Origin of the sequence: Actinophytocola sp., from assembly GCF_035712165.1 — a bacterium.
Classification (GTDB): domain Bacteria; phylum Actinomycetota; class Actinomycetes; order Mycobacteriales; family Pseudonocardiaceae; genus DASYTH01.
The window spans coordinates 1-10,254 of sequence record NZ_DASTBH010000434.1 but is presented as its reverse complement, the minus strand read 5'-3'; the positions used below and the strand labels follow the sequence as shown (position 1 = coordinate 10,254).

Sequence of the window (10,254 nt, the reverse complement as noted above, 5' to 3'; positions counted from 1 at the left end):
CGCGGTGGGGCTCGCCAAGGCGTGGCTCGCCGACCTCACCGTCGTCCGCCGGATCCCGAAGATCGACGTGCCCCGCGCGGAGGTCGAGGTCGACGTCGACATGGAGAGCTTCGGCGACGCGGGCGCCTACATGTGGGGCGTGCTGCTGTCCGGCGCCGACGTCGGCGTCGCGCCGGGCTACCGCGCGTTCGTCACCTGGGAGCCGCTGCCCACCGACGACGAGGCCCGTTCGTTCGCCGAGTTCTGGCTGTGGCTGGCGGAGATCCGGACCCGGGCCCAGGTCATGGGCCTGAGCTTCCGCGCCTACTGCTACAACGAGCTGGCCGAGAACCGCTGGCTGCTCGCCTCCGCGCGCCGGTTCGCCGGCAAGCCGGGCATCCCCAGCCAGGAAGAGGTGCAGGCGTTCATCGACTCCGACGCCTGGTTCGACCTCTTCGGCAGCGTCCGCGACTACTTCCTGTGCTCGCACGGCAAGGGCCTGAAGACGATCGCCCCGGCGGCCGGGTTCACCTGGCGGGATCCGCACGCCAGCGGGGAGAACTCCATGCGCTGGTACCGCGACGCGGTCGGGATGGACGGCTCCGGTCCGGACCCCACCCAGCGCCGGCGGCTGCTGGAGTACAACGAGGACGACGTGAGCGCCACCCGGGCGCTCCGGGTGTGGATGTCCTCCGCCGCCGTAAACGACATTCCGTTCGTGGGTGATCTGTAGGGTTTCTGCCATGCCGTCGGACGATCGCCAATCGGTGGGGCGACTGCAGCAGGCCATCGAAGAGTCCGACTTCGCCTGGTCCCTGTGCCTGATCGGGGAGGACCAGTCGCACAAGCTGGCCGCACTGGCCGACGACCTGCGCGGCGGCCCGTCCAACACCGGCGACGGCAAGCAGATCACCTCGGGGTTCGCCTACTGGGGGATCGCGCCCACGGTGGCCTGGGCGCACGCCTGCAACGACCCGTACTACCCGGTGATGCAGCAGAGCATCGAGTCGTTTCCGCAGCGGTGGCGGCGGGTCCGGGCCAAGCTCGCCGAAATGCCGTACCACTACGTGAGCCTGGGCGTCGGCACCGGCAGCAAGGACCGGCAGATCCTGCACGACCTGCTCACCGCCAACCCGGACCTGCTCTACATGCCGGTGGACATGAGCGCGGAGATGCTGCGCCTGGGCATGCGGGAGTCACTCAAGGGCGTGAGCATCCCCCGCCGGCAGATGGTTCCGGTCCAGCTCGACTTCGCCATCGAGGAGAACCTGGTCGAGCTGCGCCGGCTGCTCGAGGCCGTGGTCGGCGCCGAACCGATCCTGTTCTCCCTGCTGGGCAACACGATGGCCAACTTCGACGACGACGTGCGGCTGCTCGGCCTGCTCACCCGGCTGCTCCGCCCGCAGGACCGGTTCCTGCTCGAGGTGGCCACCACCGACGAGCTGAACGACGACCTGGCGGCCGGCGCGGCCGAGGAGTACGAGCGCAGCCGGGCCTACGGGGAGTTCGTCACCAGCGCGCTGATGCACTACACCGACCTGACCATCAACATGGACAACGTGGTGTACCGCGGTTCGGTCGAAGGCGACCGCGCGCTCCGCGTCAAGATCATCTACCAGAACCGGACCGGTGGCGACCTGCGCTTCATGCTGCCGGACCGGACCAGGGTGACCTTTCCGGACCGGGACACCATTCGCCTCTACCTGACCAGGAAGTACGCCCGCCGCGGCCTGGACGGCATGCTGGACTCGCTCGGCGTGCGGAAACTGCACGGCATGCACTCGGGACTGGCCGCGCACCGCTCCGCGCAGCCCTTCGGCATGAACCTGCTGCTGTTCGCGACCGGCGAGACCACGGCCGCGCGGCCCCCGCAGACCAGCCGGGCCGAGGAGATCTGGTCCAGCTACCGGACATGACCCGCCTCGCCATCACGGTCGCGACATTCGGGGCGCTGGTCATCGCGCTGGTGCTCGGCCTGCTCTGGTTCGTGGTGTCCCCGGACGGGCAGCGCTGGGAGCCGGCGGTCAACACGCTGGCCCTGCTCGCCGGTATCACCGGGATCTTCGCCGAGCGGTGGGCGGCCGAACGGGAGCGCCGCAAGCAGGCGCTGTTCTCGATCGCCGCCGAACTGGAGCACAACCGGTGGCTCCTCGAGGACGAGGCGTTCAGTCCGGATCCGGCCCGGTTCGACCGCCGGCGGGTGTACCCGAGGCTGGTGCTCTCGGCCGTCGACTCGGCGTTCGCCTCCGGAGCGCTCAGCCCGCGCCGCGACATCGAGCGGATCGAACTGCTGCACCGGTGGCGGTCGACCGCCAACGCGGTCAACCGCCGGCTGGACCTGACCGAGTCACTGACCTTCGCCAGCACGTCGGCGGCGGAGGTCGAGCAGTTCAACCGGGCACTGCACCGCGACGACGGCTACCTGCGCGGCGTGCGCGACCTGCTCGACGAGCTCAGCGGGGAGCCATCCGCAGCGCGCCGTCCAGGCGGATGACCTCGCCGTTGAGGTAGTCCTGCTCGACGATCGACACGGCCAGCCCGGCGTACTCGGCGGGCAGGCCGAGGCGCTTGGGGAACGGCACGCCGCCCGCCAGCCCGGCCCGGAACTCGTCGGTGACGCCGGCCAGCATCGGGGTGTCGATGATCCCGGGGGCGATGGTGACCACCCGGATGCCGAACGAGGCCAGGTCACGCGCGGCGGACAGGGTCAGCCCGACCACGCCGCCCTTCGACGCGGCGTAGGCGACCTGCCCGATCTGCCCGTCGAAAGCGGCGATCGAGGCGGTGTTGACCACCACGCCACGCTGGTTGTGCTCCAGCGGCTCGGTCGCCGAGATCGCGGCGGCGGCCAGCCGGAGCACGTTGAACGTGCCGACCAGGTTGACCTCGACCACCTTGCGGAACAGTTCCAGGTCGTGCGGTCCCTGCTTGCCCAGGATCCGGCCGGCCCAGCCCACCCCGGCGCAGTTGACCACGATGCGCAGCGGCGTCCCGGCGCCGGCCGCGGTGTCCACGGCGGCGCCGACCTGCTCCGGGTCGGTCACGTCGGCGGCCAGGTAGCTGACGCCGTCGACCGGCTCGGCCTTCTCCACGGCACCCGGCAGGTCGAGCGCGAACACCCGCGCGCCCCGTCCGGCCAGGGCCCGGGCCGTGGCGCCACCGAGACCGGACGCGCCACCCGTGACGATCGCCGCGGTGTCACTGATCTGCATGGCGGACAGTTAACCAGGGCGGATCGGGCAGTCAGCGGCGGGCGGGTGGGCAGATCTCGTCGATGGCCAGCAGGTCGTCCGGGCCGGGGCGCCAGGCGACCGCGGCGGCGTTCGCGGCCACCTGCTCCGGGGTGGTGGCGCCGGCGATGACCGAGCCGACCCCCGGTTGTGCGGCCAGCCAGCCGATGGCCAGCGTGGTCATGCTGATCCCGCGCTCGTCGGCGAACGCGCGGAGCTTCTCGATCCGGTCCCAGGGCGCGTCGGCGAGCAACCGGGTGCGCCCGGCCAGCCGGCTACCCTCCGGCGGCGGCATGCCGCGCAGGTACTTGCCGGTGAGCAGGCCGTTGGCCAGCGGGAAGTAGGGCAGCAGGCCGAGCCCGAACCGGCGGCAGGCCGGGATCACCTCGCGTTCGGCGTCGCGTTCCAGCAGCGAGTACTGCGCCTGGGCGGACACCGGGCCGGCCAGGTGGGCGGTGCGGGCGAGCCAGCTCGCGTCGGCCAGCTGCCAGCCGGCCAGGTTGCATAAGCCGGCGTAGCGCACGGTCCCGGCGCGTACCAGGTCGTCAAGCGCGGCAAGGGTTTCCTCGATCGGGGTGCCCGGGTCCGGGCGATGCAGCTGGAAGAGGTCGATCCAGTCGGTGCCCAACCGGCGCAGCGACGACTCGGCGGCCTGCCGGACGTAGCGCCGCGCGCCGCGGGCGCCGAAGTCGGGGCCGTTGCCGCCCTGCATGTCCACCCCGAACTTGGTGGCGATCACGGCCCGGTCCCGGCGGCCGGCCAGCGCCGCGCCGAGCAGCTCCTCGCTGTGCCCGCGCGGCGCGCCGTACACGTCGGCCACGTCGAACAACGTGATCCCGGCGTCCAGCGCCGCGTCGACCAGGGCCCGCGTGCCGTTCACCGACTCGGCTGCGGTGCCCGGCCGGCCCAGGTTGTTGCCACCCAGCCCCACCACACCGACCACGAGACCGGAGTCGCCGAGGTGTCGTGTGTCCATGGCCGGCTGGCCTCCTTCATGACGGATCGACCTAGGTAAGGCACGCTATGCCCATGAACGACACACCCGAGGAGGACACGGGGTCAACCGGTCAGTGGACCGCGGATGACATCCCGAGTCAGATCGGTCGGACCATTGTCGTCACCGGAGCGAACAGCGGCATTGGTTTCGAGACCGCCCGGGCCCTGGCCGCCCATGGTGCGCAGGTCGTCATGGCGGTGCGGGACGAGGGCAAGGGCACCGAGGCCGTGGAGCGGATCCAGGCCGAGCACCCGGACGCCACCCTGGAGCTGCGGTACCTCGACCTCGCCGACCTGGACACGGTGCGGGAGTTCGCCGGCGCGGTGCGCCGGGTCGACGTTCTGATCAACAACGCCGGCGTGATGATGCCGCCGCGCGAGCTCACCGCGCAGGGCTACGAACTGCAGTTCGGGGTCAACCACCTCGGCCACTTCGCCCTCACCGCGCTGCTGTTCGAGGACCTGCGCAAGGGCAGGGACGCCCGGGTGGTCACGGTCAGCTCTCGCGCGCACATGAGCGGCCGGATGCACTTCGACGACCTGCACGGCGAGCACAACTACTCGCGCGGCGGCTACTACGCCCAGTCCAAGCTGGCCAACGTGGTGTTCGGGCTGGAACTGCACCGCCGGTTACGCGCCAGCGGGCTGGGGATCCGCAGTGTGCTCGCCCATCCCGGTGTGGTGGCCACCAACCTGCAGTCCACCGGCCCGACCGGACTGACCAAGGTGGTCATGCAACTGGGCAGCAAACTCGTGGCACAGCCGGCCGAGATGGGCGCGTTGCCGGTGCTCTACGCGGCCACCCACCCGGATGTCGAGAGTGGCCAGTTCATCGGACCGGACGCGCGCAACGGCATGAAGGGCTACCCGACGGTGGTGGAACCGTTGGACGCGGCCCGGGACCGGCAGGTCGCCCGGCGCCTGTGGGAGATCTCCGAGGACCTGTCCGGAGTGCGGTTCCCCCTGCCCACCTAGCACTGTCCAGGTAGGACAGTCCGATCAGGACCGGACCTGGCCGGCGGCGATGTGCTCGGCATACTCCGGGTAGGCCGGCACATAGCCCTCCTCCCGGCCGGCGAGGACGAACAGCGGGTCCTGCACCCGGCTCTGGTCGTACCCCTCGTCCCGCAGCTTTCCCTTGCGGCTCTTGAAGGTCGCGGTCTGCTCGACCTCGTCGACCACGCGCAGGAACAGCGGGACGGCGTAGTGCGGCAGCCGCTCGTGCAGGTGCCGGGCCAGCGCCGGACCGTCCAGTTCGCACCCGTCGGCGAGCTTGACCGCGGCCATCCCGGCCCGGCCGTCGGTACCCGGCACCAGCACCCCGAACGCCACCGCCTGCGCCACGTCCGGATGTGCCGCCAGCGCGCTCTCCACCTCGGTGGTCGCCACGTTCTCGCCCTTCCAGCGGAACGTGTCGCCCAGCCGGTCCACGAACGCGATGTGCAGGAAACCCTGCGCGCGCACCAGATCGCCGGTGTCGAACCAGCAGTCGCCGGGCTTGAACAGGTCGCGGACCAGTTTGTGCTCGGTGGCGGTGCGGTCGGTGTAGCCGTCGAACGGCGCATGCCCGGTGACCTTGGTCAGCAGCAGCCCGACCGCCCCGGTGCGCACCCGCCTGCCCCGGCCGCGCTCGTCCCGCAGCGGCCGCGCGCTGCCCGGTTCGAACTCCACGACGGCGTAGGGCAGCGGGGACAGCCCGGCGGTGCCCTTGAGGTTGAACGCGTTGACGAACGCGCTGTTGCCCTCGCTGGAGCCGTAGAACTCCATCACCTTCTCGATGCCGAACCGCTCGGTGAACCGGGTCCAGATCTCCGGCCGCAGGCCGTTGCCGATGGCCAGCCGAACCCGGTGCGCCCGGTCGGCCGGCCGCTCGGGCTGGTTGAGCAGGTAGCGGCACAGTTCGCCGATGTAGCAGAACGCGGTGGCGTCGGCGGCGGCCACGTCGGTCCAGAACCGGGAGGCGGAGAACGACCGGCCGAGCGCCAGGGTCGCGCCGCCGGCCAGCACGGTCGCCAGCGACACGGTGAGCGCGTTGTTGTGGTAGAGCGGCAGGCAGCAGTAGAGCGTGTCCTTCGGGCCCAGGTGCGCGGCCAGCCGGCCCAGCCCGGCCATGCCCTTGAGCCAGCGGGCGTGCGACATGGCGCTCGCCTTGGGCAGCCCGGTGGTGCCCGAGGTGAAGATGTAGAACGCGGTGCTGCCGGCCCGGATGTCCCGGCACTGCGCCGGTTCGGTGGCCGGCGCCGAGGCGGCCAGGTCGTCGAGGTCGGGGTGGCCGGCCAGCCGGGCGCCGGCCTCGGCCAGGCCGAGCACTGTGCCCGCGTCCGGTGCGGGCACCGAGTCCAGCGCCGCCCGGCATTCGGCGCCGACCACCAGCACCCGGCTGTCCAGCACCGACAGGCTGTGCGCGAGCACGTCGCCGCGCTGGTTGTGGTTGAGCATGCCGGCGATCGCGCCCAGCTTGACCGCGGCCAGGGCGGCCAGCAGCGTCTCCGGCCGGTTGGTGGCCAGGATGCCGACCACCGAGCCGGCCGTGACGCCGTGCTCGGCGAACGTCGCCGCGTACCGGTTGATCTGGGCGTTGGCCTCGCCGTAGGGGTAGGCGGCGCCCTCGAAGGTGAGGAAGGTGCGCTCCGGATGCCGGGCGGCGATGGTGGCGAACACCTGGCCGATCGAGGCGCGGCTGGTCGGGGTGGTGGTGAGCAGTTCCAGGGCGCCGCGGGCGGCCTGCGGGGTGTGGCGCAGCATTCCGGGCAGGGCCCTGAGCAGGTCACCAAGCCCGATCCGCTGCGTCGCCGAGGGTCCGTCGAGGGCCATGGTCGGTTACTTTACTCGCTAGTAGCTTGCCTGTCCTCACGCGATCTTCCCGAGGAGTGAGAACACACTCCCGGTATGCGGGAGGCGCTGGCTAGGCTGCCGCCATGGCGGTCTACACCCACGGGCACCACGCCGCGGTGCTCCGCTCGCACCGGTCACGTACCGCCGAGAACTCGGCGGCCTACCTGCTCGACCGGCTCACCCCCGGAATGTCGCTGCTCGACGTGGGTTGCGGGCCCGGCACGATCACCGCCGACCTGGCCGCGCGGGTCGCGCCGGGCGCGGTGGTGGCGATCGACCCGGCCGCCGACGTGCTGACCGGCGCCCGCGCGTCGGCCGCCGAGCGCGGCCTGACCAATGTGGTGTTCGCCACCGGCGACGGCAACGCCCTGGAGTTCGCCGACGACACGTTCGACGTCGTGCACGCGCACCAGGTGCTGCAGCACCTGGCCGACCCGGTGGGCGCGCTGGCCGAGATGCGCCGGGTCTGCCGGCCCGGTGGCGTGATCGCCGTGCGCGACGTCGACTACGCGGCGATGACCTGGTACCCGGAGGTCCCGGCGCTGGACCTGTGGCTGTCGGTCTACCGCCGCACCGCCCGGCGCAACGGCGGCGAGCCCGACGCCGGCCGCCGGCTGCTGTCCTGGGCCCGGGCCGCGGGCCTGGCCAACCTCGTCTGCACGGCCTCGACCTGGTGCTTCGCCACCCCGGCCGACCGGGAGTTCTGGAGCGAGATGTGGGCCGAACGGATCCTGGCCCCGGGTATCGGCGACGCCGCCGTCGGCTACGGCTACGCCACCCAGGACGACCGGGCCGCCATCGCCGCGGGCTGGCGCGAATGGGGCGCCAGCGCGGACGGCTGGTTCGCCATCACGCACGGCGAGATCCTGGCCGAGCCCTAGCTTTCGGTCTTGCGGCTCTGCGGCGACACGTGCGAGACCACCTTGGCCGGCGTGAACCGGACCACCACCCGGGTCTCGTGCGGCCGGTGGCTCCACGGCTTGCCGTCGTAGGCCCGGCTCAACTCGTCGATCAGGGCGTCGCCGCCCTCCTCGCTCAGCCTGACCGTGCCGCGCAGCTCCACGTAGGAGTACGGATCCTCGGGGTCATAGGCGAGCAGCGTCACCCGCGGATCCCGCTCCATGTTCCGGCACTTCCGCCGGCCCCGGATCGTCGAGATCACCACGTCGTCCCCGAGCACCTTCGCCCACACCACACTCGACTGCGGCATGCCGTCGGGGTTGATCGTGGTCATGACCACGAACACCGGAGCCTGGAACAACGACAGTTTGGGCACGCGCTCATCGTAGGGGTGCACACGGAGGGTTACAGTGCACGGCATGTCACTTGGCCAGCTCAAGTCCACCTGGGAGAACCTCGGCCAGGCCGACCCGCTGTGGGCCGTCCTGACGGACCCGGCCCACCGGGACGGCAAGTGGGACATCGAGGCCTTCATGGCCACCGGACGCACGCAGGTCGAGTGGATCAATCGGGTAGTGACCGCACACGACCTCTCGCTCGGCGACACCGTGCTGGACTTCGGATGCGGGGTGGGTCGGCTCACCAACGCGTTGGCCGAGCGGACCACCCGGGCCGTCGGCGTGGACATCGCCGTTTCCATGGTGGAGCACGCGAACGCGTTGAACCAAAGCCCGGACCGCATCCGGTTCGTCAGCTATGACGGGCGCCTCCTGCCCTTCGCCGACGGCGAGTTCGACAGTGCGGTCAGCCTGATCGTGTTGCAGCACGCGCCACCGGCCGTGCAACTGGGCTGCCTCCTCGAGTTGCAGCGGGTGGTGCGCGTCGGCGGCGTGCTGCTGGTGCAGATTCCCAGCCAGCCCATATACGCAACACCGCTGGACCCCGCCGCTATGCGCGCCGGCATCCGAGTGTTGGACCCGCCCGGCGATATGACGGCCGGCCGGACCGCCGTGGTGCGGGTGGCGGTGACCAACGACGGGACGCACTCCTGGCCGGTGGGCCACATGATCAAGCTTGGCAACCACTGGTACCACGATGACGTCATGGTCATCCAGGACGACGCCCGCACCGACCTCCCCTGGGACGTCGCCCCCGGTGAGACCGCCGAGCTCGACCTGATGGTGACCGCACCGGTCCGTCCCGGCGCCTACCGGCTGGAGCTGGACATGATGCAGGAGCACGTCGCCTGGTGGCAGGACGAGGGCAGCCGCCCGGTGAGCGTCGACGTGGAGGTCCACGCGGGGGACACGTCGCGGCCGCCGGAGGTGGCCGCCGAGCCGATCCCGGCACCGCCGGCGCCGGTCGCCGCCTACGACGACCTACCCGCGGCGATGCAGATGCACGGTCTGCACGTCGACCTCGTGCGGTCGATGTTCGCGCACTGCGGGTCAACGGTCGTCGCCGTCATTCCGGATGCCATGGCCGGCCCCGAGTGGGAGAGCTACACCTACCTCGTGCGGCGCGACTCCTGAGCCAGTCGAACGCCGATAGCATCGAGGATCGTCCCGGAGCCGTCGTCTTCACCCTGAGATAGGTGTGCGTCAGTTGATCTCGTATGCGCAGAACGCAGAGGATGTCGTCCTGGCCCGACTCTTCGCGGATCAGCGCACCGGCCGGTACGTGGATCTGGGCGCCGGCGACCCGATCGAGGCCTCGGTCACCAAGCACTTCTACGACCTCGGCTGGCGCGGTCTCAACGTCGAGCCGATCCCGGAACTGGCCGAGAAGCTGCGGGCCAACCGCCCGGAGGACGTGACCCGGGCGGTCGCCGTCGGTGCCAAGCCCGGCACCGCCGTACTGCACCTGGTCGCTCCCGAGTGGGGGTGGTCCACGCTGGACGACGGGCTGGCCCGGGGCTACCGGGAGGACCAGCACTGGGAGGTGCGCGACATCGAGGTTGAGGTGGTCACCCTGGCCGCGCTCCTCGACGAGCATCCCGGCCCGGTCGACTTCCTCAAGATCGACGTGGAAGGTGCGGAGCAGGACGTCATCGACGGCGCGGACTGGGACCGGCACCGGCCCCGGGTGGTCGTCATCGAGGCGACCGAGCCGGGTTCGCCGACACCCACCCACGACCGGTGGGAGCCGGTGCTGCTGGACGCGGGTTACCGGTGCGCCCTCTTCGACGGGTTGAACCGGTTCTACGTCGACAAGGGCGATGACGAGGCGATGACCCGCCTGGCCGCCCCGGCGAACGTGTTCGACGGGTACCAGCCGTACCAGTGGCGGCAGGAGCGCGACGCGCACCGGGCCG

Annotated in this window: 11 protein-coding genes; 7 read left to right on the top strand and 4 right to left on the bottom strand. The window is 71.3% G+C overall.

All coding sequences use genetic code 11. The features are described 5' to 3' along the window. From VFO68_RS24310 to VFO68_RS24300, 3 genes are all read left to right on the top strand, one after another. Positions 1-712, top strand: a 712-nt coding sequence (locus VFO68_RS24310; protein WP_325160686.1) for a TM0106 family RecB-like putative nuclease, incomplete at its 5' end; no start/stop codon positions are given. Positions 713-722: 10 nt separating this feature from the next. After that, positions 723-1,895, top strand: a complete 1,173-nt coding sequence (locus VFO68_RS24305; RefSeq protein WP_325160685.1) for an L-histidine N(alpha)-methyltransferase — start codon at positions 723-725, stop codon at positions 1,893-1,895. Then, positions 1,892-2,473, top strand: a complete 582-nt coding sequence (locus VFO68_RS24300; RefSeq protein ID WP_325160684.1) for a hypothetical protein — start codon at positions 1,892-1,894, stop codon at positions 2,471-2,473. The genes VFO68_RS24305 and VFO68_RS24300 overlap by 4 nt, the downstream gene beginning before the upstream one ends. Here the strand turns inward: VFO68_RS24300 and VFO68_RS24295 are convergent. Beyond that, entirely contained in the window at positions 2,433-3,191 is a 759-nt protein-coding gene (locus tag VFO68_RS24295) for an SDR family NAD(P)-dependent oxidoreductase (protein WP_325160683.1), read from the bottom strand. The genes VFO68_RS24300 and VFO68_RS24295 overlap by 41 nt on opposite strands. 31 nt (positions 3,192-3,222) lie before the next feature. Next, complete coding sequence (locus tag VFO68_RS24290) at positions 3,223-4,185, bottom strand: aldo/keto reductase (protein ID WP_325160682.1); 963 nt, start codon at positions 4,183-4,185, stop codon at positions 3,223-3,225. A gap of 53 nt (positions 4,186-4,238) precedes the next feature. On the opposite strand from VFO68_RS24290, the gene VFO68_RS24285 reads away from it, so the two are divergent. After that, on the top strand, positions 4,239-5,180 hold the full coding sequence (locus VFO68_RS24285; protein ID WP_325160681.1) for an oxidoreductase: 942 nt from the start codon (positions 4,239-4,241) through the stop codon (positions 5,178-5,180). Positions 5,181-5,204: 24 nt separating this feature from the next. Here the strand turns inward: VFO68_RS24285 and VFO68_RS24280 are convergent, their stop codons facing one another. Further along, positions 5,205-7,019, bottom strand: a complete 1,815-nt coding sequence (locus VFO68_RS24280) for a long-chain-acyl-CoA synthetase (RefSeq protein WP_325160680.1) — start codon at positions 7,017-7,019, stop codon at positions 5,205-5,207. Between the two features lie 104 nt (positions 7,020-7,123). Here VFO68_RS24280 and VFO68_RS24275 point away from each other — a divergent pair, with 104 nt between their 5' ends. After that, a complete protein-coding gene (locus VFO68_RS24275) occupies positions 7,124-7,921 on the top strand; it encodes a methyltransferase domain-containing protein (protein WP_325160679.1) in 798 nt (265 codons plus the stop codon). Here the strand turns inward: VFO68_RS24275 and VFO68_RS24270 are convergent. Next, complete coding sequence (locus VFO68_RS24270; RefSeq protein ID WP_325160678.1) at positions 7,918-8,316, bottom strand: PPOX class F420-dependent oxidoreductase; 399 nt, start codon at positions 8,314-8,316, stop codon at positions 7,918-7,920. The genes VFO68_RS24275 and VFO68_RS24270 overlap by 4 nt on opposite strands. Before the next feature lie 43 nt (positions 8,317-8,359). On the opposite strand from VFO68_RS24270, the gene VFO68_RS24265 reads away from it, so the two are divergent. Next, complete coding sequence (locus VFO68_RS24265) at positions 8,360-9,472, top strand: class I SAM-dependent methyltransferase (protein WP_325160677.1); 1,113 nt, start codon at positions 8,360-8,362, stop codon at positions 9,470-9,472. Positions 9,473-9,545: 73 nt separating this feature from the next. Beyond that, on the top strand, positions 9,546-10,254 hold a 709-nt coding region (locus VFO68_RS24260), incomplete at its 3' end, for an FkbM family methyltransferase (protein WP_325160676.1).